Source organism: Agrobacterium sp. LMR679 (genome assembly GCF_027157905.1).
In the GTDB taxonomy this organism is placed as follows: Bacteria; Pseudomonadota; Alphaproteobacteria; order Rhizobiales; family Rhizobiaceae; genus Agrobacterium; species Agrobacterium leguminum.
Genome location: NZ_JAPVOJ010000002.1, coordinates 772,501 through 793,979 on the forward strand (window position 1 = coordinate 772,501; position 21,479 = coordinate 793,979).

Here is a 21,479-nt window from a genome sequence, read left to right on the forward strand (position 1 = left end):
ACTATTATAAAGCGGTCATCGCCAACCTGCTCGCCGACATTATCCGCGACGGTATCGATGCGCGAATCTACGCGCCGGCCGAGATTTCGCCCCTCGCCGAAACCGTGCTCCACGCGCTGACCAGCGTGATTCATCCCGTCCTCATTGCCCAGGAAGATATCGGCAATTTAGCAACACGTTGCGATCAACTCGTCGATTTAATCGACGCGGGATTGCGCAATCCGCTTGCTAAGTGACGATTCCCAATTTACGTCACCTTCTCGCAATTGCTTGCGAAGCGCAAAAGCCTGCGCTTCTATGCGCGTGGCGGTCCGGACAGAATGAGCGAATCGGGTCCTTCCAAGGCCTTCGCCTGTCGTGTCTGCTTCCGGACGCGCATCCGCCGAGCGACATTGCGCTTATAGTTGAATGCGATCGATACGCAGGGAAGAACAATGAGCCGACGTATTTTACCCCTATTTGCTTCTCTGTGTGTAACCGCGCTTCTGGCGGGTTGCAGCGATGGCGGCGAGAGCAGCCAGAACGCCGCCCAGAGCGCCGAGCGTCCGCCGTCTCCGGTCAGCATCATCCTGATGAAGACCAGCGAGTATCCCTTGACCACCGTTCTGCCCGGCCGCGCCAGCGCGTTCCAGACAGCGGAAATCCGCCCGCGCGTCACCGGCATCATCCGTGAAATTCCCTTCAAGGAAGGCAGTGAGGTCAAGCAGGGCGATGTTCTCTACCAGATCGAGGACAATACCTATCTGGCGGAGGTAGCACAGGCCAAGGCAAGCGTGGCGAAAGCGGAAGCCAGCATTCCGAGCGCCCAGGCGAACCTTGCCCGTTACGAACGCCTGGTCAACAGCGGCGCAACGCAGATCGAATATGAAAACGCCAAGGTGACGCTGCTGCAGGCGCAAGCCGATGTGGCCCAGACCAAGGCGGCGCTGGAAACGGCGGAAATCAACCTCGATCTCACCAAGGTCCGCGCCCCCTTCGACGGCATCACCAGCGCAACCGCCTTCAGCATCGGCAATGTGGTGACGGCCAACCAGACGACAGCTTTGACGACGCTGCGCCGCATCGATCCGATCTATATCGACCTGATGGAATCCAGCATCAATCTTCTGCGTCTGAAAAAGGCGATCTCGTCAGGCCAGCTCGGCGGCGATACGAAGGAGACCGGCATTCACCTGACGCTGGAAGACGGCACGGAATACAAGCATGACGGCAAGATCGACATGTCGGACATGGCCGTGAGCGAAACCACGGGCACCTTCTCCATCCGCGCCCTCTTCGGAAACCCGGACGATCTTCTGCTTCCCGGCACCTATGTCCGCGCCACGCTGACCATCGGCAAGGAAAAAGGCTTCCGCATTCCGCAGCGCGCCGCGAGCCGGAACGCCAATGGCGAACTGACCGCGAAATTCGTGACGGCGGAAAACAAGGTGGAAACCCGCACCTTCCCGTCCAGCCAGCAGTCGGGCAATGCCTGGCTGGTGACGGAAAACGTCAAGGATGGCGACAAGCTCATCGTCGACGGCTTCCAGTGGATCGCCGACGGTGCGACGGTCGCACCCGTTGAAGTGACCATCGATGATCGCGGTATCGTCGTTCTGCCGCAGCAAGCTCAGCCTGCCGCCGCCCCCTCGAAATAAGCATGAGCACGAAACCCTCGGTCGAAGCTCGTAAAAGGTAAGGCAGGACTGCCATGGCCCATTTCTTCATCCGGCGCCCCGTTTTTGCATGGGTTATCGCCATCGTCATCATGCTGGGCGGCGCATTGGCGATCGCGACGCTCTCCATCTCGCAATATCCCGATATTGCGCCGACGACGGTGCGTGTCAGCGCAACCTATAACGGCGCGAGCGCCGAGACAGTCGAAAAATCGGTGACGACCATCATCGAGGACGGCATGACCGGCCTTGACGACCTCACCTATATGACCTCGTCGTCCTCAACGGGCAGCGCCGAAGTGACGCTGACCTTCGGCAATACCATCCTGCCGGACATCGCGCAGGTTCAGGTGCAGAACAAGCTGCAGCTTGTCCAGTCACAACTGCCTGACACCGTGCAGCAACAAGGTCTTCAGGTCAGCCGATCCACATCCAGTATTCTGATGGTTGGCGCGCTGATCTCGACCGACGGCAAGCGCAACTCCGCCGATCTCGGCGACGTGTTCTCCTCGCGTGTCGAAGACCAGATCAAACGCCTCGAAGGCGTGGGCAGCATCAACGTCTTCGGTTCAGAATATGCGATGCGCATCTGGCTGGATCCGTTCAAGCTCAACAAGTACCAGCTGACCACGGCCGACGTGACCAGCGCCATCGAAAGCCAGAACACCCAGGTTTCGGTCGGTTCGCTTGGCGCGGTGCCCGCCGTCAAGGGTCAGCAGCTTAACGTAACGGTGACGGCGCAGAGCCAGCTCACCACTGTTGCCGATTTCGAATCGGTCATCCTGAAAGTCGAGAAGGATGGTGCTACCGTTCGCCTCAGCGATGTAGCCCGCATTGAAATCGGCCAGGAAACCTATGGCGGCGATTCCCGTTCAAACGGCCGTCCTTCGGCCGGTTTCGCGGTCAACCTTGCCACGGGTGCCAACGCGCTCGATACGGCAGCGCGCGTAAAGTCGGCGCTTTCCGCTGTCGAAGGTTCGCTGCCCGAGGGTGTTTCGATCGAATATCCCTACGACACGACGCCCTTCGTGCAATTGTCGATCGAGAAAGTGGTGCACACGCTGATCGAGGCTATCATCCTCGTTTTCGTCGTGCTTCTGGTGTTCCTGCAAAACCTCAGAGCCACCTTCATTCCGATGATCGCGGTCCCCGTCGTACTGCTCGGCACCTTCGGTATCCTTGCGCTGACAGGATATTCCATCAACACGCTCACCATGTTCGCCATGGTTCTGGCCATCGGCCTTCTCGTCGATGACGCCATCGTCGTCGTCGAAAACGTCGAACGAATCATGTCGGAAGAGGGCTTGTCGCCGGTCGAGGCGACCGAAAAATCAATGGGTGAAATCACCGGTGCGATCATCGGCATCGCGCTCGTGCTCACCGCCGTGTTCATTCCGATGGCCTTCTTCGGTGGATCGACGGGCATCATCTACCGCCAGTTCTCGGTCACCATCGTTTCGGCCATGCTGCTTTCGGCAGTGGTCGCCATCGTTCTGACGCCGGCGCTCTGCGCCACGATGCTGAAGCCGATCGACCATCACAAGAAGCAGCGCGGACCGGGCGCCTGGTTCAACCGCGGCTTCGGCAAGACGACGGATGGTTATGTTTCCTCCATCGGCTACCTGCTGAAACGGCCTCTCCGCGTAATGATTATTTTCGCGATCGTGATCGGCGGCTGCGCATGGTTCTTCAGCAAGCTGCCCAGCTCGTTCCTGCCACAGGAAGACCAGGGCGTGCTGTTGACGATCATCCAGACGCCGACCGGTTCGAACATCGAGCGCACCAACGAGGTGGTGAAGCAGGTCGAAAGCTACTTCCGTGAAAAGGAAGCCGCCAATGTCGAATCGGTTTTCGGCGTTCTCGGCTTCAGCTTCAGCGGTTCGGGCCAGAACAACGCCATCGTCTTCACCAAGCTCAAGGATTTCGCCGAGAGAACGGCGCCCGACCAACACGCCGGCGCCATCGTGCAGCGTGCGATGGGCACCTTCTTCGGGTTCCGCGATGCTCAGGTGTTCCCGCTTCTGCCGCCGGCAATTCAGGGCATGGGCACATCGAGCGGTTTCTCGATGTATCTCGTGGATAGCGGCCGCAACGGCACCGAGGCACTGACCGCCACGTCCAAGGAACTGATCGCGCTGGCGACCAGCAATCCGAAGGTCAGCTCGCTCAGAAGCGACAGCCAGGACAACGAAACGCAGATGAAGATCATTCTCGATCAGGAAAAGATGGGAGCCATGGGGGTCGATCTCTCCTCCGTGAACCTCATGCTGTCGACGATCTTTGCCGGCCGGGATGTCAACGACTTCACGCTGAACGGCGAGCTCAAGCCCGTTTACGTTCAGGGTGATGCGCCCTACCGCATGCAGCCGGACGACCTGAAGTTCTGGTATGCCCGCAATACCAGCGGCGAGATGGTGCCTTTCTCTTCCTTCAGCGAAGTGAAATGGATCAATGCTCCGCCGTCTCTCGCCCGCTTCAACGGCACGGGCGCGATCTCGCTCGAAGGTACCGCTGGTGCAGGCGTTGCATCCGGTGACGCCATGGACGAGATGGAACGGCTGACGGCGAGCCTGCCGGGCGGTTACACCGTGGCATGGCAGGGCATCTCCTATCAGGAGCGGCTTTCGGGTTCACAGGCGCCGATGCTCTATGCGCTGTCGGTTCTGATCGTGTTCCTTTGCCTTGCCGCTCTTTATGAAAGCTGGTCGATCCCATTCTCGGTCATCATGGCCGTGCCGGTGGGCGTCCTCGGCGCATTGACCGCGGCGCATTTCTTCGGCCAGTCGAACGACGTCTACTTCAAGGTGGGCCTGCTGACGACCATCGGCCTTGCGGCGAAAAACGCGATCCTGATCGTCGAATTCGCCAAGGAAAGGCAGGAGCATGGACTGAGCCTGATGGAAGCGACGCTGGAAGCGGCAAAGCTGCGCCTGCGTCCGATCATCATGACGTCGCTGGCCTTCATCCTGGGTGTCGTGCCTCTCGCCATCGCAACCGGAGCGGGTTCAGCCGCGCAAAATGCAATCGGTATCGGGGTGCTGGGTGGTATGCTTTCTGCAACACTGCTCGGAATTTTCTTCGTTCCGTCCTTTTTCGTCATCATTCGTCGCCTTTCAAGGCGTTAACAAAACAAAAATGGGCTGTGCCAACCGTTAATACGCTGCTAGAAATGTTGCCGATTTGGCAAATGCACGTTTCTACGGCATATCGACCGCGCAGCCCATTTGTCAGCAAGCCGCGCTCGGTAAGCCAACCAGAGAATTGGGAAAATTACATGCTGTCTATTCGCGCTACTCTTCCCCTGACAATGCTGCTGCTCTCAGGCTGTGTTGTCGGGCCCGACCACAAGACGCCGGAAATTCAATTGCCGGGAAAGTTTGCGGAAGCCGGAAAAACCAGTAATGGCGACATCAGCAGCGTTGCGTGGTGGACAGCCTTTAACGATAGCCGCCTCAATGGTTACGTTTCCACTGGCCTGAGCCAGAACCTGACCGTGATGCAGGCGATCGAGCGCATCAATCAGGCGGAAGCCCAGGTTATCTCGGCCGGCGCGGGCGGTCTGCCGAGCCTGACGGCAAACGGCAGCCACACGACCAGCCAGACCAAGGGCAGCTACCGTGATGTTCCCGTCACCAACGTGTCGTCGGGCAGTCTCAGCGTCTCCTGGCTGCTCGATCTCTTCGGCCGCTATCGCCGCGCCACGGAAAGCGCCAATGCATCGCTCGATGCCGCTTACTCCACCGTCGATGTTCAGCGCCTGACGCTGATTTCCTCGGTCGCCGCAGCCTATATCGACGTGCGCTATTATCAGGAGCGCCTGGCGATTGCCCGTCAGAACCTCAGCTCCCGCCGCGAAACGCTGGACCTGACCAAGCTGCAGCTTGAAGCAGGCGCGGCCTCCCGCCTCGATGTCGTCCAGTCCGAAGGTCTGGTCAACTCGACGCTGTCCGACATTCCCGGCCTCGAAACCAACTTCCGCAAGGCGGCGCATCGCATCGCCACGCTTCTCGGCCTGCCGGCCTCATCTCTGATTTCCGAATTGCAGAAGGGCGCACGCCAGCCGGTTGCCCGCAGCATTCCGCGCACCGGCATCCCGGCCGATCTCATCCGCAACCGTCCGGACATTCGTGTCGCCGAACGCAATCTCGCCGCCGCAGTTGCCTCAATCGGTGTCGCGGAAGCGCAGCTCTATCCAAGCATCGAGCTCGGCGGCTCGATCACGCCAAGCTACAATTTCCTGAGCGGTGGCGGCAGGGGAACGGCCAATAGCTGGTCCTTCGGTCCGAGCCTCGTTCTGCCGATTCTCGATGGCGGCAGCATCCGCGCCAATATCGATCTGGCCAACTCCCAGGCGCGTGAGGAATATCTCGTCTGGAAGCAGACGGTGCTGACCGCTGTGGAAGAAGTCGAAAACGCTTTGGCCGCTGTCACCCGCGATCAGCGCACGGCCGATGCATTGCGCAAGACCGTGGCGTCCTATCAGGAAGCGTTGCAGCTTTCGACGGCCAGCTACCGCGACGGCGCCTCCTCGCTGCTCGACGTTCTCGATGCGCAGCGCCAGGTTTCCACCGCACAGGCAAGCCTTGCACAGGCTGTTCAGCAGACCGCGCAGGACTACGTCTCGCTGAACGTAGCGCTCGGTGGCGGTTACGCCGTTGGCCAGACCACGGCTCCGAAGAAGGCGCCCGGCCCAACCCGGACCGCGGCAAAGGCCATGTAAGATACGCCGCAAGGCAAAGAAAAAGCCCGCGTCTCGACGCGGGCTTTTTTATTATTCGTGACACAAAAAAAGCACCGGTCTCCCGGTGCTTCTGTCTAACCGGCCGTCAGGCTCAGTTCTTGGCGCGCTCGACGTAGGAATTGTCTTCCGTCGCGATGACCACGCGGATACCAGCATCGATATGCGGCGGCACCATGGTGCGGATGCCGTTGGAAAGAATGGCCGGCTTGTAGGAAGAAGACGCCGTCTGGCCCTTAACGACCGGCTCGGTTTCCGTGATTTCCAGCGTGACGTGGCGCGGCAGTTCGACGGCCAGCGGATTGCCTTCATGAATGGAAAGAATGCAGGTCATGCCTTCCTGCAGATAGGCCTTCTGATCGCCCATCGTTTCGGCATCGACCACAACCTGATCGTAGTTCTCCGGGTTCATGAAGTGGAAGCCTTCGCCATCTTCATAAAGGAACTGGAAGTTCAGGTCTTCAACGAAAGCGCGCTCGACCTGCTCGGTGGTGCGCCAGCGCTCGGAGACCTTCACGCCGTCAACGATGCGGCGCATGTCCACCTGCGTGACCGGCGTGCCCTTGCCGGGGTGAAAGTTCTGCGCGGTAAGAACGACGTAAAGCTTGCCGTCCACGTCGAGAACATTGCCCTTGCGGACGGATGAGGCGATAACCTTGACCATATGACTTCCTTGTAACTCGATGAAATGCGTCGTAAAGGACTGCGCGGCAGCACCGGCCCCGGCAGACGTTTTGTCTTTTTTCTGGGGCGCAACTACCTTAAATCCGCACGAATTGCCAGCCTTCTACAGCAATTCGCGGAAGAGTGCCTAGCGGTTTTCCGCCCGGAATAGCTTTAAATGACGCGATAAGGCGTTTTGCGGGCCGTTTATCCGCAATTGAGCGCCGCAGAGAAGACGGAAAAGAACAGAGAATGCGCGCAAGCAACGAGACAATGTCGCCATGGTGGACGCCGGACGTCCACGCCGACCGCCGCGCATTTCTCATTGGGCGCAATGCGATCCAGTCGGCTTTTCGCGGCTATTTCGCCAGCGCCGATTTTCTTGAGGTCGACACTGCTGCATTGCAGATTTCCCCCGGCAACGAAGCGCATCTGCATGCTTTCGCCACACAGGGCCTGACGCCGGCCGGCGACGCCGTGCCGCTTTATCTGCACACCTCGCCTGAATTCGCCTGCAAGAAGCTGCTCGCCGCCGGCGAAAAACGCATCACCTGTTTTGCCCATGTTTACCGAAACCGGGAACGAGGCCCCCTGCACCATCCGGAATTCACCATGCTGGAATGGTACCGGGTCGGCGAAACCTATGAGAGCCTGATGAAGGACAGCGCCAATCTTCTGGCACTGGCAGCCGAAACCGCAAAGACGAAGAATTTCACCTATCGCGGCCGCAGCGTTGATCCCTTCCTCGAGCCGGAACGGGTCAGTGTCGCCGAAGCCTTCGAGCGATATGCGAGCGTCGACCTGCTAGCCACCATCAGCCGAAACGGCGAAACCGACGCTCGCCATCTTGCGGCGAACCTCACCGATGCCGGCATCCGCGTGGCCGATGACGATACCTGGGCGGATATGTTCAGCCGCGTCATCGTGGAGCGGGTGGAGCCGGAACTGGGTTTCGGCAGGGCGACCATTCTCGATGAATATCCGACCTGTGAGGCGGCCCTTGCCCGCAAGTCACCCAAGGATGCGCGCGTGGCGGAGCGTTTCGAGCTATATGCCTGCGGCGTTGAACTCGCCAATGCCTTCGGCGAATTGACCGACGCCGCCGAGCAGAGGCGGCGTTTCGAAATGGAAATGGCCGAGAAGCAGCGGGTTTACGGCGAAACCTATCCGCTGGACGAGGATTTTCTGGCCGCGCTGGCAATCATGCCGCCGGCAAGCGGCATAGCGCTTGGTTTCGACCGGCTGGTGATGCTGGCAACCGGCGCGCCCCGTATCGATCTCGTCATGTGGGCCCCAGTCGCGGAATATGGACGATGACAGGGCTTGAGACCATCAAGACAGCCGAAGCACTTCTCGAAGCGGGGCTTATCGAAGCCGAAGCGCTCGAGACGCTGCGCACTGTGATGCAACGTTACGCCCTCGCCATCACGCCATCGATTGCCGGGCTGATCGACAGCCGCGACCCGCGGGATCCCATCGCCCGACAATTCGTTCCTGACCCGGCCGAACTCGTTCATCTTCCTGAAGAACGGGACGATCCGATTGGCGACGACGCGCACAGCCCCGTCCATGGCATCGTCCACCGTTATCCCGACCGGGCGCTTTTAAAGGCAGTGCATGTCTGCCCCGTTTATTGCCGCTTCTGTTTCCGCCGGGAGATGGTCGGACCGCAAGGCAACGGCATGATGAGCCCGGCGGAACTTGACGCCGCATTCGGCTATATAAAGGCCAATCCCGCCATCTGGGAGGTCATCCTGACCGGTGGCGATCCGCTGGTGCTTTCCCCACGGCGCTTGTCCGACCTGATGACGCGCCTGAAAGACATACCGCATGTGAAGATCGTCCGCTTCCACACCCGCGTGCCGGTTGTCGATCCCGACCGTATCGACGCGGCGCTGATCGATGCGCTGAAGGCCAGCGGCAAAACCACCTATGTGGCCCTGCACGCGAATCATTCCCGTGAACTCAGCGAAGCCGCAAGGCAGGCTTCGGCGCGCCTGATCGATGCCGGCATCGCCATGGTCAGCCAGACGGTCCTTTTGAAAGGCGTCAATGACGACCCGGCGGTTCTTGCCGAGTTGATGCGCGCCTTTGTCGAGACCCGTATCAAGCCTTATTACCTGCATCATCCCGATCTTGCGCCCGGCACCAGCCATTTCCGGCTGACGATAGAAGAGGGGCAGCGAATCGTTTCCGCTTTGCGGGGGCATGTCTCCGGCCTTTGCCAGCCGACCTATGTTCTCGACATTCCCGGCGGCCACGGCAAAGCGGCAATTGGCAGAAATGCGGCCGAAAAAACCCGCGATGGCTGTTATTCCGTTTCCGACTTCAACGGAAACGATCATGTTTATCCGCCGCCAGCCACCGGCGACGATTAAAAAATACATAAAAAGCCTGCTACAGCGGGCTTTTCGCGGCGGCAGCCGACGAAAACAAAAATTTCACATTTCCGCCCCTCTCCTGTCATCATAAAGAAAAATATTCTACCTATAACAATCAGCATTGATTTTAGTGCTGGTCTGGATTATCAGTATGGAACTGGAGAACGAGTCTCCTGATTCCGGGCCAACACCAATACAGGGAGTGTGTCATGTCAAAACATATCAACATCAACGCAATCCTTGGTTTTGAGTCCTGGAACGCTGGATTTAAATCCACGTGTTCCCGCTGCTGTCGAATGTGACTTAACGGTCTCAATTTACTGAAAATCAGTTCGACAACATGCTGTGTGAAGTAGCCACAGCGGGAGTATATCTATGCAGAAGCAAGTTATTGAATTCGCTGGCGAACCCGTCGGCATCGTCATCCCGGATAATGACCGGTTGAAGTTCATCGCGGTGAAGTTCCACGTTCACGACCTGGACGAACAGAAGTTCGACAGCGCCGACGACGTGCGGATTGCGATCCGCGATCTCGTGCGCAACCGGAATCTGGCCGCGGTCGCCTGATGCGGGAAAACTTTCGCCCGCTCACAGAACCGTCAAAATCAGAGCGCGCCAAATATCGGACCCCGAACAGCGGCCCGATGGCGCGCTTTTTTCTCGGTTGACAAGCCATCTACCCGCCTGGCACCAGCCATTCAGGGTGTATCAAAAGCTCTGATGCACTAAGCGAAAAAGCGCCTGAAAATCAGGACTAGAGCCGAACGCCACGTACGCGATCTTCCTGACGCACCCAACTCTTCCCTCATTCCTGTGCTCGTCACAGAAATCTAGCCAGATCAAGTCCTTGGGCTGAGAAGCCTCTCCCTCCGCGCAGACGCGCGTCGACTGGATTCCTGTCACAAGCACAGGGATGAGGGCCGAGCTTGTATCGAAGGTTCGAATTGCGGGTCAGAATGCAGTAAAGGTCAGCGTCGTCAGAGAACGCACGATTCCCGGAATATTGACGATGTTCTGGTTGATGAATTTGCCGATGTCTTCTTCCTGCGGCAGATAGATTTTCAGCAGCAGATCATATTCACCGCTGGTGGAATAAAGCTCGGAAACCAGTTCCGTTTTATAGATGGCGTCGGCGACATCATAGGTCTTGCCGGGCTCACATTGAAGCTGAACGAAAATGGGCTTCACGGACATCTCCCGTATTTGAACTTTCGGTGCATGGCTGCTCGCGCCACGCGTCATGGCGCACTATTGGCTGAGCAGCGTCCGTCTTGCAAGGCCGCTTACCGGTTTACGCCGAAAACTCCGCGGTACTGCCGTTCGCGCCAGTTGCGGCCTCGGAAACGATCCACCGCCGAAAACTTTCGAGCGGCGCGTAACCGGCGCGATCCGGCATGCAGGCGAGGTAATAGGCTTCCTCGTTCTCCACTTCCCCCGCAACGGCCGCTACCAGACGACCACTTCGCAACTCCTCCTCGATCATGAAAGAAGGAATGAGCGACGCCCCAACCCCGGCGCTCGCCGCCTCGGCAATCGTCGTAAACTGATCGAAAAGCATGCCATGCACATTGTCGAAACCAACGTCATGGCTGCGAAACCATTGTTCCCAGGCATCCGGCCGTGTCGTCATGTGCAGCAACGGGACATGCAGCAGATCGTCCGGCCTTGAAAGCCCGTGTCGCGCCTTGAAGGCGGGGCTGCATATCGGAATGACCTTTTCATGCATCAGGAAAACCAGCTCGGTACCCGGCCAATGCGGCAATCCGAAATGGATGGCCGCATCGACTGTGTCGGTGCGGAAATCGAACAGCGATGACCGCGTCAGAAGATTGACCGAAACGCCGGGGTGTCTGGCGATGAAATCGGGAAGGCGCGGCACAAGCCAGCGCGTGCCGAAGCTCGGCAGAACCCCGAGGTTGAGCGTGCCGCCATCCGGATTGGCGCGCAGATTGAGCGAGGCCGTCGATATGCGCCGCAACGCCTCGCGGATTTCCCGCGCATAGCCCTCCCCCGCCCTTGTCAGCCGGATCGTCTGCCGCTCGCGCAGGAACAGCGCCACGCCAAGCTGCTCTTCGAGCGCCAGGATTTGACGGCTGACCGCACCCTGCGTCAGCCCCAGTTCCCGCGCCGCAGCGGTGACGCTGCCCGTCCGGGAAGCAGCTTCGAAAGCCGCCAGCAGCGAAAGCGACGGCAGAAAACGACGTGGCGGCAGGACCATATTCCCTCACGGAATGAACTCTTGACGATATGTCGATATTCAACAGGCAAGACCGCTTGTAAAGTCTTATAAACAAGGGCTTGTCACTCATACGAAGAACAAATGAACTGGCCCGGAACATGGTGGAACGATGTATGATGACCCCCGCTCGCACGGCCTCTGGGAAAAGACCGCGCCGCAACCGCCCGTAACGCCCGCCTTGCAGGGCGCAGCGACTGCTGATGTCGTCGTCGTCGGAGGTGGCTTCACCGGCCAGTCCGCCGCCCTTCATCTTGCCGAACGCGGTGTGGATGTCGTTCTTCTCGAAGCAAGGGAAATCGGCTTCGGCGGCGCAGGCCGCAATGTCGGCCTCATCAATGGCGGCATGTGGGTCATGCCGAAAGAGCTGCCCGGCGTGCTGGGCGAGGTTTACGGCGAACGCCTGCTCGATCTTCTGGGCAATGCCCCGCTTCTCGTGCGTGAACTGGTGGAAAAACACGCAATTCCCTGCGAGATCGAAAAAAACGGCACGCTCCATTGCGCCGTCGGAGAAAAAGGGCTCGCCGAAATCCGTGAGCGCTGCGAACAATGGGCGGAGAGAGGCGCACCCGTCCGTATCCTCGATGCCGAAGAGACAGCGAGACGTACCGGCAGCACGGGCTATTCCGGTGCGCTTCTGGACACACGCGCCGGCACGATACAGCCGCTTGCCTATGTTCGAGGCCTTGCCGCAGCCGCCCAGAAAGCGGGCGTGCGCCTGCACACCGAAAGCCCCGTGATAGCGACCGAACGCAGCGACGGAAAATGGGTGGTGAAGACGCCGCAAGGGTCTGTAACCGCCAACTGGATCGTTGTAGCCACCGAAGCCTATAGCACCGGCCCATGGCAGATCGTTCGCGATGAACAGGTCTACCTGCCCTATTTCAATTTCGCGACGAGACCACTCGGCGATAACCTGCAAAAGAGCATCCTGCCCGGTCGTGAGGGCTGCTGGGATACGAAGGAGATTCTCTCATCCTTCCGCATGGACAAAGCCGGCCGGCTGATCTTCGGTAGCGTCGGCGCCCTGCGCGGCACCGGAGCCGCCATTCATCGTGCCTGGGCGAAGCGCTCGCTGAAGCGGCTTTTCCCGCAGCTCAGGGATACGGAATTCGAATGTGAATGGTACGGCCAAATCGGCATGACGGACAATGCCGTGCCCCGCTTTCACAAATTCGCTGAAAATGTCGTCGGCTTTGCAGGCTATAACGGCCGCGGCATCGCGCCGGGCACGGCCTTTGGCAAGGTCATTGCGCAGCATATTCTCGGTCAGATTGCTGAAGCCGAATTGCCGCTGCCTTTGACGGAGCCGAAAGCGCAAGCTTTCCGGGCGGTGAAGGAAGCCTATTATGAGGCAGGCGCACAGATCGCCCATTTCGCCGGCGAGCGTTTTTGATCCGGACACAGAGCCGCTTCTAGGGAACGACATCATCCTTGGGCTTGTCCCAAGGATCTAATCACGTTCAATAAAATGGAAACGTTGCAGATGCGCGGGACAAGCTCCAGCATGACGAGGAGAGCCTTTCGAGCTTAACAACCCCTCTACACAGACACCCCGGCAACCTCTTTTCCCCATCCCATCGATATATCCTTGAAAATATAATGATTGCCCTATAGGCCTATCGATATATTCACCAGAATATCTCGAACCGGGGGTAACAGACCATGAGACTTTTGCGTCGCAGCTTCTTCAAAACCATTGCCGCAGCCACATCCTTCTGGATGGCGGCCTCATTCGCAGCCGTTCCGGCCCATGCAGCCGAAAAAGTCACGGTGTTTGCCGCCGCGAGCATGAAAAACGCGCTCGATGCCCTCAACGCCGAATGGGCGAAGGAAAGCGGTAACGAAGCAACCGTTTCTTATGCAGCAAGCTCGGCGCTGGCCAAGCAGATCGAGCAGGGCGCACCGGCGGATATCTTCGTTTCGGCCGACCTTGCATGGATGGACTATGTCGCCGAAAAAAAGCTGATCAAAGCTGACAGCCGCTCCAATCTTCTCGGCAACCGCATCGTTCTCGTCGCTCCCGCAGACAAGGCAAAGCCGGTCGAGATCAAGCAGGGCTTCGATCTTGCCGCTCTGGTGGGCGATGGCCGTCTGGCCATGGGTGCGGTCGATTCCGTGCCGGCGGGCAAATACGGCAAGGCCGCTCTGGAAAAGCTCGGGGTCTGGTCCTCCGTCGAACAGAAGGTCGCCGGCGCGGAGAGCGTGCGTGCGGCCCTGCTGCTCGTCTCGCGCGGCGAAGCACCCTATGGCATCGTCTACCAGACCGACGCCGCCGCCGATCCGGGTGTGAAGATCGTCGGCACCTTCCCGGAAGACAGCCATCCGCCGATCATCTACCCGGTGGCCATTCTTTCGGAAGCCAAGTCTCCGGCAGCAAAAGCCTATCTGGATTTCCTGAAATCGGCCAAGGCAACGCCCTTCTTCGAAAAGCAAGGCTTTACCGTTTTGAAATAAACTGCCTTTCGTGGCCCCAACCTATGGGCCGCGAGAGATGACGATTGCAGGATATGGCATTGCATTGGTGGACACTCAGCCCTGAAGAATGGACGGCGATCAGGCTCAGCCTGTGGGTGTCGTCCATCGCCATGCTTGCCAGCCTGCCTTTCGGCATTCTGGTCGCCGTGGCGCTGGCGCGCGGCCGCTTCTGGGGCAAGTCTCTCCTCAACGGCATCGTCCACCTGCCGCTCATCCTGCCGCCCGTCGTCACCGGCTTTCTGCTGCTCGTCCTGTTCGGCCGCAGGGGCGCGATCGGGCACTTTCTCGATAGCTGGTTCGGCATCGTCTTTTCCTTCCGCTGGACCGGGGCGGCGCTCGCCTGCGCCGTCATGGCCTTTCCCCTGATGGTGCGTTCCATCCGTCTCTCCATAGAAGCGGTGGACCGCAAGCTGGAAGAGGCCGCGGGAACCTTGGGCGCAAGCCCGGTCTGGGTGTTCCTCACCGTCACCCTGCCCTTGACCCTGCCTGGCATCATCGCCGGCATGATCCTGGCTTTCGCCAAGGCCATGGGCGAATTCGGCGCGACCATCACCTTCGTGTCCAATATTCCTGGCGAGACCCAGACTTTGTCCGCCGCCATCTATACCTTCACCCAGGTTCCGGGCGGCGATGCCGGCGCCTTGCGGCTAACCATTGTCTCCGTCGTGATTTCCATGCTCGCTTTGCTCGTCTCGGAGTTTCTGGCCCGCATCGTCGGCAAACGGGTAAGCATGGAATGACGCTTTCGGTCGCCACCCGCCATCGCCTGGGTTCTTTCGAACTCGATGCGTCATTCACCTCCGAAGGCGGCGTCACCGCGCTGTTCGGACGCTCCGGCTCCGGCAAAACCTCGATGATCCGAATCATAGCGGGCCTGTTGCGGCCGGATGAGGGACAGGTTTTGCTCGATGGAGAAGTGCTGGCCGATAGCGGAACACGGCTGTTCCTGCCGGCTCATAAACGCCGCTTCGGTTATGTTTTTCAGGAAGCGCGGCTTTTCCCGCATCTCAGCGTGGCGCAGAACCTGCATTACGGCCGCTGGTTCGCCGTGAACAAAACCGGGAGCGTGAATGAAGACCGCATCGTCGACATGCTCGGCATCGGCCATCTCCTGCAGCGCCGGCCGGACAAGCTTTCCGGCGGCGAAAAACAGCGTGTCGCGATTGGCCGCGCGCTCCTCTCATCACCCAGGCTGCTGCTGATGGACGAGCCGCTCGCCTCGCTCGACGAGGAGCGAAAAGCCGAGATCATTCCCTATCTCGAACGGCTGCGCGACGAGACAAAAATCCCGATCGTCTATGTCAGCCATTCTATTCAGGAGGTCGCCCGCCTCGCCGACCGTATCGTGGTGATGAAGGACGGCAAGGTGGAAGCGCAGGGAAAAGCGGCCGACGTGCTTTCCAGACCGGACTTCAGCACGCATCTCGAACGACGCGAAGCGGGCAGCATTCTTTCCGGGCACATTGAAAGCTTTGATGAGCGACATGGCCTTGCCGCCGTAAGGCTAAAGACCATGCTGCTGCATGTTCCGGCAAAGAAGGGAGTGGCTGGCAGCCCGGCGCGGGTGCTCATACCGGCGCGCGATGTGATGCTGGCAACCGTAAAGCCCGAAGGCTTAAGCGCGCTCAACATTCTTGAGGGCCATATCGCGACTGTTTCTGCCAGCGAAGACGGCATGGTCACGGTTCATGTGGATTGCGGCGGCGACATCATCCAGTCGCGCATCACCGATCTGTCACGCGAGAGGCTGCAGCTGGAGTCCGGAAAACCGGTGCACGCGATCATAAAGTCGGCGGCTCTCGATCCTTATTGAGGGCCGCATCGGGATTGCGGTTGGCCTCCAGCCAGTCGATATCCGCGCGCAAGGCCTCGTTCATCCGTTTTTCCATGCCGCGATAACGCTCCAGCACCTCAGTGCCAAAAGCGGTCAGCGCAGCACCGCCGCCCTGTTTGCCGCCGCGCTGCGATTCAATGACCGGTTGCCTGAACATATGGTTCAGTGCATCCACCAGCAGCCATGCGCGGCGATAGGACATGTCCATCGCCCGCCCGGCGGCGGAGATGGAGCCGGTCTCGACAATCAACTCCATCAATTCGATCTTGCCATGACCGAGACGTTCCCCGGGTGGAAAGTCGATACGAAGAACAGGCTTCAGTGGAGAAGGGGCCTCACTCATCCTTCAAAGGCTCCGTCCATGAAGATCGCGATAGGCCTTTTGCGCTCCATGCACCGGTAACGCCGTCGCCTCATAGACGCCACGTGCGACCGCGCGCGCCATCACCATGGTCGCCAGATGGCAGAGCTCGGCGAAATGAACACCGCCCTCAAGCGGCTTTTCACCGGTCGAGGCCGCGAACATGGTGTCGCCGTCGCTTGGCAGATGGGCGGGCAGAACGGCGCGCGCCAGCCCGTCATGCGCCATGATGGAAAGGCGATGCGCCTGCGCCTTGGTCAGCGCTGCATCCGTCACCACCGCACCGATGGTCGTTGCCGTGAGATTGACCCCCTTGAGGCGCAACGCGGTATGATCGGGCTCGAAACGAACGGGAAAACCGCAATCGCCGTATTCACCCTGCACTTCAAACGGCGCGGACCAGAAATGGCGGCTCGTTCCAACAGTTGCCGAGCCGAGCGCATTGACGGCAACGATGGCCGCCACCTTATAACCGCTGGAACTGACGGCGCTTGCCGAACCGAGCCCGCCCTTGGAGGTCGCGGTCGTCGCCCCCGTTCCCGCACCGGCCGTTCCAAGTTCGAAAGGCTCCGCACGCGCCGCCTTGAAGGCCGCATATCCCATCTCGCGATAGGGCGAATGCAGGCCCCAATCCTTGTCGCCGCCATTCAGCAGATCCATCAGGATCGCCTGCGGCACGATGGGAACGCGGGTGGACCCCACCTGCAGGCCGCGTCCGATTTCGCGCAGCCCGGCCTGAACGCCGCCCGCCGCATCCAGCCCGAAGGCAGAACCGCCCGACAGCACGAAGGCATCCACCGTTTCCACCGTCATCGCGGGGTCGAGCAGGCCGGTATCGCGCCCGCCCGGCGCACCACCCAAAACAGAACCGGAAGCGATGGCGGGTTTTTCGAAAACAATCGCCGTAACACCGGAGCCAAGGGCAAGATCGGTGATATTGCCGACCGAAACGCCGCCGATATCCGTCAGAAGATTGGTGAGTGCCGCCATGCCGTTTCCCTTTTCTCCCGGTATCCCGCCACCATCAGGCACTGTCAACGCAAAACGTGACGCGCCTGATGTCGACGACAGGCCGTGATCAGGAAAAAACAGCCGTTCCAATCACCGGCGTCGAGGGAACGGCCATATCCCTCGGCTCCAGCGGCCCGCAGAGATATGCCTGATGGCCGGCTTCTATCGCCCGGGCGAAAGCCTCCGCCATGCCGACCGGGTCTCCCGCGCCCGCCACCGCCGTGTTGAGCAGAACGGCATCGTAACCGAGCTCCATCACCGTGACCGCATGCGACGGGCGGCCGATACCGGCATCGACAATCAGCGGCACATCCGGGAAACGCGCCCGCATGGATTTCAGCGCCGTCAGATTGAGCGGCCCCATGGCGCTGCCGATTGGCGCGCACCAGGGCATCAGCACCCTGCAGCCTGCCTCCAGCAGCTTCTCGGCCACGACCAGATCGTCAGTCGTATAGGGAAAGACCTCGAAACCATCGTCGCAGAGGATTTTCGCCGCCTCGACAAGTGCGAAGACATCAGGCTGCAACGTGTCGTGATGACCGATGACCTCCAGCTTGATCCAGTCGGTGTTAAAAACCTCGCGGGCCATCCTTGCCGTCAGCACCGCTTCCTTGACCGTATGGCAACCGGCGGTATTGGGCAGAATCTGGCGATCCAGCTCGCGGATAAGTTCGAAAAACTGACCGCCCTTCTTGCCACCCGCTGTTTCCCGGCGCAGTGAAATCGTCAGAATATCCGTGTTGCTCGCCCGCACGGCATCGGCAAGCACGGCGGGGGACGGATAGCGCGCCGTGCCGAGCAGGAGACGGGACGAGACCTCGCGGCCATAAAGCGTCAGCATGGTTTCAGCCTCCCTGCATCGGTGAGAGGATTTCGATACGGTCGAAAGCCTTCAGCTTATAATCGGCGCGCTCTTCCGAATGCACCAGATCGCCATTCACCGCCGTTGCCAGCCACTCACCCTCGTATTCGAGGCTGGCGAGCAGGCCGGCCAGCGTCTCGGCGACGAGATCAAGCTCGTCGCCATTCACCAGAAATTTCATGATCCCGTTCCTTTTGAGAGAGAGTTTGGCAGACGATTTCAGCCGCCTGCCGCGCCATCGCCGGCGACAGCAGAAAGCCGTGCCGGTACGCGCCGTTGATGAAAATTGTCCGGCCATCCTGCGTGACCTTCGGCAGATTGTCGGGATAGGCGGGGCGCACGCCGGTGCCTGTCTCGATGATTTCCGCTTCCGCGAAAGCCGGATGCACGGCATAGGCGGCATTCAGGAACTCCATCATCGAGCGGGCGGAAATGGCGCCCGCATCTTCCGTCTCGATCATCGTCGCGCCCACCATGAAACGGCCGGGCTCGCGCGGCACGATGTAAAGCGGAATACGCGGATGCAACAGCCGGACGGGGCGAGACAGGGAAACCTCCCGCGTGGCGAGATAGAGCATCTCTCCCCGCACACCGCGAAGATCGGAAATCCCGCCGATTGCCGCAGAACCAGTACAATCCACCACGCGGTCGAACAGCTCTTCATCCAACGGGATACCCATATGGAACTGCACCCCCATGGTGCAAAGCCGCTCATGCAGTGATTTCAGTGCAAGACGCGGATCGAGATGCCCCTCGCCCGGAAAGTAAAGCCCGGATCGGAACCGCCCGGCAAGATCTGGCTCCAGCGCGGCGATTTCGCCCTCATCCACCCAACGATAGCCAGCGGTCCGCGATGCGAAACGCGAAAGCTCCGCCTTATCGCGTGCTGGCGCGACAACCAGCGTGCCGTTACGGACGACAAGGCCGGGTGTCGCTTCATCCCACCAGTCGAGCGCCGCCCGACCAAGCGTCACAACCGGCTCTTCAGCGCTTTCACGCTCGCACCAGGGCGCCAGCATGCCACCCGCATACCAGGATGCGCCGCGAGAAGGTTCGGCACTGCGCTCGCAAACCTCAACGGTAACGCCGGTCCGCGCCAGTTCGAAGGCCGCCGTCAAACCAGCGACCCCCGTTCCCTTGACCAGAACGCGCATGCTATTCGGCATCCGCAGTGGTCGCGAGCGGCATGTAAAGCTCACCGCCTTCCTTGAAGCGTGCGGCCATGGCCTCCAGCCCCTCCTTCTGCGCCTCGGCGCGGATATCATGGGAAATTCGCATCGAGCAGAATTTCGGCCCGCACATGGAGCAGAAATGCGCGACCTTGTGCGCTTCCTTCGGCAAGGTCTCGTCATGGAAGGAGCGCGCCGTATCCGGGTCCAGCGACAGGTTGAACTGATCCTCCCAGCGGAACTCGAACCGCGCGCGCGACAGCGCATCGTCCCGCACCTGTGCCGCCGGATGGCTCTTGGCAAGATCGGCAGCGTGGGCAGCGATCTTGTAGGTGATGACGCCGACCTTCACGTCGTTGCGGTCCGGCAGGCCGAGATGTTCCTTCGGCGTGACGTAGCAGAGCATCGCGGTGCCGAACCAGCCGATCATCGCCGCACCGATACCGGAGGTGATGTGGTCGTAACCCGGCGCAATATCGGTGGTGAGCGGCCCGAGCGTATAGAAGGGCGCCTCACCGCAGGTCTTCAACTGCTTGTCCATGTTTTCCTTGATCTTGTGCATCGGCACATGGCCGGGGCCTTCGATCATCACCTGGCAGTCCTTCGCCCAGGCGATCTGCGTCAACTCACCGAGCGTCTCCAGCTCCGCGAATTGTGCGGCGTCATTGGCGTCGGCAATCGAGCCGGGACGCAAGCCATCGCCCAGCGAGAAGGAGACGTCGTAAGCGCGGCAGATGTCGCAAATCTCGTCGAAATGCTCATAGAGGAAGCTTTCCTTGTGGTGATGCAGACACCACTTGGCCATGATCGAGCCGCCGCGCGAGACGATGCCGGTGACGCGGTTGACGGTGAGCGGGATGTAATGCAGCCGCACGCCGGCATGGATGGTGAAATAATCCACACCCTGCTCCGCCTGTTCGATCAGCGTATCGCGGAACACTTCCCAGTTGAGGTCTTCGGCAATGCCGTTGACCTTCTCAAGCGCCTGATAAAGCGGCACCGTGCCGATCGGCACCGGCGAATTGCGGATGATCCATTCGCGGATATTGTGGATGTTGCGACCGGTAGACAGGTCCATGACGGTATCCGCACCCCAGCGGATCGCCCAGACCATCTTTTCCACCTCCTCCGCCATGGAGGAGGTGACGGCGGAATTGCCGATATTGGCATTGATCTTGACGAGAAAATTGCGGCCGATGATCATCGGCTCGAGTTCCGAATGATTGATATTGGCGGGAATGATGGCACGGCCGGCCGCCACTTCCTGACGCACGAATTCCGCCGTGACGTAGTCGGGGATATGCGCACCGAAACTTTCGCCGTCACGCGCCAGCTTTTCCCTGGTCGCCTCGCGCCCGAGATTTTCACGGATGGCGATGAATTCCATTTCCGGCGTGATGATACCTGCCCGCGCATAGGCAAGCTGGGTCACGGCTTTACCGGCCGTGGCTCTGAGCGGCTGGTGGCGCACCGAAAATTCTGGCGTCAGGCGTTCCCCGGTGGCAAAGCCGTTATCCTCCGGCTTGACGTGTCGGCCGTCATAGGCCTCGACGTCGCCGCGGGCCACGATCCAGTCATGACGCGGACGCGGCAGGCCCTTTTCAATCAGAACGGGATGCGAAGGATCGGTGTAGGGACCGGAGGAATCGTAAACCGTCACCGGCGGTTCACCCGCCGTCGGATGAACGGCGATCTCGCGCATCGGCACGCGGATATGGGGATGTAAAATGCCGGCTTTGTGGATTTTGGTAGAGGCGGCATGCGGCCCGGTGGTGACGACAAGCGGGATATTCTTGGCAGCGATATTCATCTTGAGGCTCCAAAGTTTGACAGTGGAGACCCAGTTCGAGCCGGAATGATGGAAAATACCGAATTGCCGAAACGCGACGTCATGCGCCCGCCCGACCTTCGGTCTTTGCACCGTCCCTACGCCAGTATGAACTGGATCAGGTTCAACGGGTCACTGCGCATGAAAGCAGAATCTCAGCCCCTTGACGGGACACCCCTGGTGAATGGCCACAGCAAAAAACACCGACCGGCATTTGTCAAGGCCGACGATCGATGCTTGGCAAAGGTGCGGGAATGGCGCAT

20 protein-coding genes and 1 riboswitch (1 of these 21 running past the window's edge) are annotated in these 21,479 nt (G+C 59.9%); of the genes, 11 read left to right on the top strand and 9 right to left on the bottom strand.

The window, feature by feature from the left end; genetic code table 11:
• The 4 genes from O3W47_RS14565 to O3W47_RS14580 all read left to right on the top strand — a co-directional run.
• Positions 1-236: the 3' end of a TetR/AcrR family transcriptional regulator gene (locus tag O3W47_RS14565; RefSeq protein ID WP_269314019.1), read on the top strand. Its footprint begins 424 nt before the window's first position; only the last 236 of its 660 coding nucleotides appear in the window; the start codon falls outside the window, past its left edge; its stop codon occupies positions 234-236.
• A 198-nt stretch (positions 237-434) separates the two neighbouring features.
• A complete protein-coding gene (locus O3W47_RS14570; RefSeq protein WP_269314020.1) occupies positions 435-1,637 on the top strand; it encodes an efflux RND transporter periplasmic adaptor subunit in 1,203 nt (400 codons plus the stop codon).
• Between the two features lie 53 nt (positions 1,638-1,690).
• Positions 1,691-4,780 carry an efflux RND transporter permease subunit gene (locus O3W47_RS14575; protein WP_080815784.1) on the top strand — a complete coding sequence of 1,030 codons (3,090 nt, stop codon included), beginning with the start codon at positions 1,691-1,693 and terminating at the stop codon, positions 4,778-4,780.
• Positions 4,781-4,929: 149 nt separating this feature from the next.
• Positions 4,930-6,375: an efflux transporter outer membrane subunit gene (locus O3W47_RS14580; RefSeq protein ID WP_080815782.1), complete on the top strand. Its 1,446-nt coding sequence runs from the start codon at positions 4,930-4,932 to the stop codon at positions 6,373-6,375.
• Positions 6,376-6,487: 112 nt separating this feature from the next.
• On the opposite strand, the gene efp is transcribed toward O3W47_RS14580, so the two are convergent.
• Positions 6,488-7,057, bottom strand: coding sequence for an elongation factor P (efp, locus tag O3W47_RS14585; RefSeq protein WP_003504809.1), 570 nt, complete (start codon positions 7,055-7,057; stop codon positions 6,488-6,490).
• 251 nt (positions 7,058-7,308) lie between these two features.
• Here efp and epmA point away from each other — a divergent pair, with 251 nt between their 5' ends.
• The 3 genes from epmA to O3W47_RS14600 all read left to right on the top strand — a co-directional run bounded on the left by epmA (position 7,309) and on the right by O3W47_RS14600 (position 10,004).
• Positions 7,309-8,373 carry an EF-P lysine aminoacylase EpmA gene (gene epmA, locus O3W47_RS14590; RefSeq protein WP_137452694.1) on the top strand — a complete coding sequence of 355 codons (1,065 nt, stop codon included), beginning with the start codon at positions 7,309-7,311 and terminating at the stop codon, positions 8,371-8,373.
• Positions 8,370-9,434, top strand: a complete 1,065-nt coding sequence (locus O3W47_RS14595) for a lysine-2,3-aminomutase-like protein (RefSeq protein WP_137452693.1) — start codon at positions 8,370-8,372, stop codon at positions 9,432-9,434. The genes epmA and O3W47_RS14595 overlap by 4 nt, the downstream gene beginning before the upstream one ends.
• A gap of 378 nt (positions 9,435-9,812) precedes the next feature.
• Positions 9,813-10,004, top strand: coding sequence for a hypothetical protein (locus O3W47_RS14600; RefSeq protein ID WP_003492264.1), 192 nt, complete (start codon positions 9,813-9,815; stop codon positions 10,002-10,004).
• 384 nt (positions 10,005-10,388) lie between these two features.
• Here the strand turns inward: O3W47_RS14600 and O3W47_RS14605 are convergent, their stop codons facing one another.
• Together O3W47_RS14605 and O3W47_RS14610 are read right to left on the bottom strand one after the other, a co-directional pair.
• Complete coding sequence (locus O3W47_RS14605; RefSeq protein WP_003521320.1) at positions 10,389-10,625, bottom strand: Lrp/AsnC ligand binding domain-containing protein; 237 nt, start codon at positions 10,623-10,625, stop codon at positions 10,389-10,391.
• A gap of 103 nt (positions 10,626-10,728) precedes the next feature.
• Positions 10,729-11,655, bottom strand: a complete 927-nt coding sequence (locus tag O3W47_RS14610; RefSeq protein ID WP_269314021.1) for a LysR family transcriptional regulator — start codon at positions 11,653-11,655, stop codon at positions 10,729-10,731.
• Positions 11,656-11,785: 130 nt separating this feature from the next.
• Between O3W47_RS14610 and O3W47_RS14615 the strand changes: the two genes are divergently transcribed.
• From O3W47_RS14615 to modC, 4 genes are all read left to right on the top strand, one after another.
• A complete protein-coding gene (locus O3W47_RS14615; protein ID WP_269314022.1) occupies positions 11,786-13,069 on the top strand; it encodes an NAD(P)/FAD-dependent oxidoreductase in 1,284 nt (427 codons plus the stop codon).
• Between the two features lie 269 nt (positions 13,070-13,338).
• A complete protein-coding gene (gene modA, locus O3W47_RS14620; protein WP_127756602.1) occupies positions 13,339-14,130 on the top strand; it encodes a molybdate ABC transporter substrate-binding protein in 792 nt (263 codons plus the stop codon).
• 53 nt (positions 14,131-14,183) lie between these two features.
• Positions 14,184-14,891: a molybdate ABC transporter permease subunit gene (gene modB / locus O3W47_RS14625; protein ID WP_269314023.1), complete on the top strand. Its 708-nt coding sequence runs from the start codon at positions 14,184-14,186 to the stop codon at positions 14,889-14,891.
• Positions 14,888-15,964 carry a molybdenum ABC transporter ATP-binding protein gene (gene modC, locus O3W47_RS14630; RefSeq protein WP_269314024.1) on the top strand — a complete coding sequence of 359 codons (1,077 nt, stop codon included), beginning with the start codon at positions 14,888-14,890 and terminating at the stop codon, positions 15,962-15,964. The genes modB and modC overlap by 4 nt, the downstream gene beginning before the upstream one ends.
• On the opposite strand, the gene O3W47_RS14635 is transcribed toward modC, so the two are convergent.
• The 6 genes from O3W47_RS14635 to thiC all read right to left on the bottom strand — a co-directional run bounded on the left by O3W47_RS14635 (position 15,933) and on the right by thiC (position 21,198).
• On the bottom strand, positions 15,933-16,328 hold the full coding sequence (locus O3W47_RS14635; RefSeq protein ID WP_269314025.1) for a winged helix-turn-helix domain-containing protein: 396 nt from the start codon (positions 16,326-16,328) through the stop codon (positions 15,933-15,935). The genes modC and O3W47_RS14635 overlap by 32 nt on opposite strands.
• 3 nt (positions 16,329-16,331) lie before the next feature.
• Complete coding sequence (locus O3W47_RS14640) at positions 16,332-17,336, bottom strand: P1 family peptidase (protein ID WP_269314026.1); 1,005 nt, start codon at positions 17,334-17,336, stop codon at positions 16,332-16,334.
• Positions 17,337-17,424: 88 nt separating this feature from the next.
• Complete coding sequence (locus tag O3W47_RS14645) at positions 17,425-18,198, bottom strand: thiazole synthase (RefSeq protein WP_269314027.1); 774 nt, start codon at positions 18,196-18,198, stop codon at positions 17,425-17,427.
• Between the two features lie 4 nt (positions 18,199-18,202).
• Positions 18,203-18,400, bottom strand: coding sequence for a sulfur carrier protein ThiS (thiS, locus tag O3W47_RS14650; protein ID WP_137452686.1), 198 nt, complete (start codon positions 18,398-18,400; stop codon positions 18,203-18,205).
• Positions 18,369-19,373 (bottom strand): glycine oxidase ThiO, encoded by a 1,005-nt coding sequence (thiO, locus tag O3W47_RS14655; RefSeq protein ID WP_269314028.1) that lies wholly within the window; start codon positions 19,371-19,373, stop codon positions 18,369-18,371. Before thiO ends, thiS begins: the two co-directional genes overlap by 32 nt.
• A gap of 1 nt (position 19,374) precedes the next feature.
• A complete protein-coding gene (thiC, locus tag O3W47_RS14660) occupies positions 19,375-21,198 on the bottom strand; it encodes a phosphomethylpyrimidine synthase ThiC (RefSeq protein WP_269314029.1) in 1,824 nt (607 codons plus the stop codon).
• Positions 21,199-21,293: 95 nt separating this feature from the next.
• A riboswitch (TPP riboswitch) is annotated at positions 21,294-21,405 on the bottom strand.
• Positions 21,406-21,479: the final 74 nt, after the last annotated feature.

Excerpts from the sequence above, each read along its gene's own strand:
- O3W47_RS14580 (WP_080815782.1), top strand. The coding sequence starts at position 4,930 with ATGCTGTCTATTCGCGCTACTCTTCCCCTGACAATGCTGCTGCTCTCA.
- O3W47_RS14600 (WP_003492264.1), top strand. The coding sequence starts at position 9,813 with ATGCAGAAGCAAGTTATTGAATTCGCTGGCGAACCCGTCGGCATCGTC.
- O3W47_RS14575 (WP_080815784.1), top strand. The coding sequence starts at position 1,691 with ATGGCCCATTTCTTCATCCGGCGCCCCGTTTTTGCATGGGTTATCGCC.
- efp (WP_003504809.1), bottom strand. The coding sequence starts at position 7,057 with ATGGTCAAGGTTATCGCCTCATCCGTCCGCAAGGGCAATGTTCTCGAC.
- thiO (WP_269314028.1), bottom strand. The coding sequence starts at position 19,373 with ATGCGCGTTCTGGTCAAGGGAACGGGGGTCGCTGGTTTGACGGCGGCC.
- modC (WP_269314024.1), top strand. The coding sequence starts at position 14,888 with ATGACGCTTTCGGTCGCCACCCGCCATCGCCTGGGTTCTTTCGAACTC.
- epmA (WP_137452694.1), top strand. The coding sequence starts at position 7,309 with ATGCGCGCAAGCAACGAGACAATGTCGCCATGGTGGACGCCGGACGTC.
- O3W47_RS14615 (WP_269314022.1), top strand. The coding sequence starts at position 11,786 with ATGTATGATGACCCCCGCTCGCACGGCCTCTGGGAAAAGACCGCGCCG.
- O3W47_RS14570 (WP_269314020.1), top strand. The coding sequence starts at position 435 with ATGAGCCGACGTATTTTACCCCTATTTGCTTCTCTGTGTGTAACCGCG.
- modA (WP_127756602.1), top strand. The coding sequence starts at position 13,339 with ATGAGACTTTTGCGTCGCAGCTTCTTCAAAACCATTGCCGCAGCCACA.
- modB (WP_269314023.1), top strand. The coding sequence starts at position 14,184 with ATGGCATTGCATTGGTGGACACTCAGCCCTGAAGAATGGACGGCGATC.
- thiC (WP_269314029.1), bottom strand. The coding sequence starts at position 21,198 with ATGAATATCGCTGCCAAGAATATCCCGCTTGTCGTCACCACCGGGCCG.
- O3W47_RS14610 (WP_269314021.1), bottom strand. The coding sequence starts at position 11,655 with ATGGTCCTGCCGCCACGTCGTTTTCTGCCGTCGCTTTCGCTGCTGGCG.
- O3W47_RS14645 (WP_269314027.1), bottom strand. The coding sequence starts at position 18,198 with ATGCTGACGCTTTATGGCCGCGAGGTCTCGTCCCGTCTCCTGCTCGGC.
- O3W47_RS14640 (WP_269314026.1), bottom strand. The coding sequence starts at position 17,336 with ATGGCGGCACTCACCAATCTTCTGACGGATATCGGCGGCGTTTCGGTC.
- thiS (WP_137452686.1), bottom strand. The coding sequence starts at position 18,400 with ATGAAATTTCTGGTGAATGGCGACGAGCTTGATCTCGTCGCCGAGACG.
- O3W47_RS14635 (WP_269314025.1), bottom strand. The coding sequence starts at position 16,328 with ATGAGTGAGGCCCCTTCTCCACTGAAGCCTGTTCTTCGTATCGACTTT.
- O3W47_RS14595 (WP_137452693.1), top strand. The coding sequence starts at position 8,370 with ATGACAGGGCTTGAGACCATCAAGACAGCCGAAGCACTTCTCGAAGCG.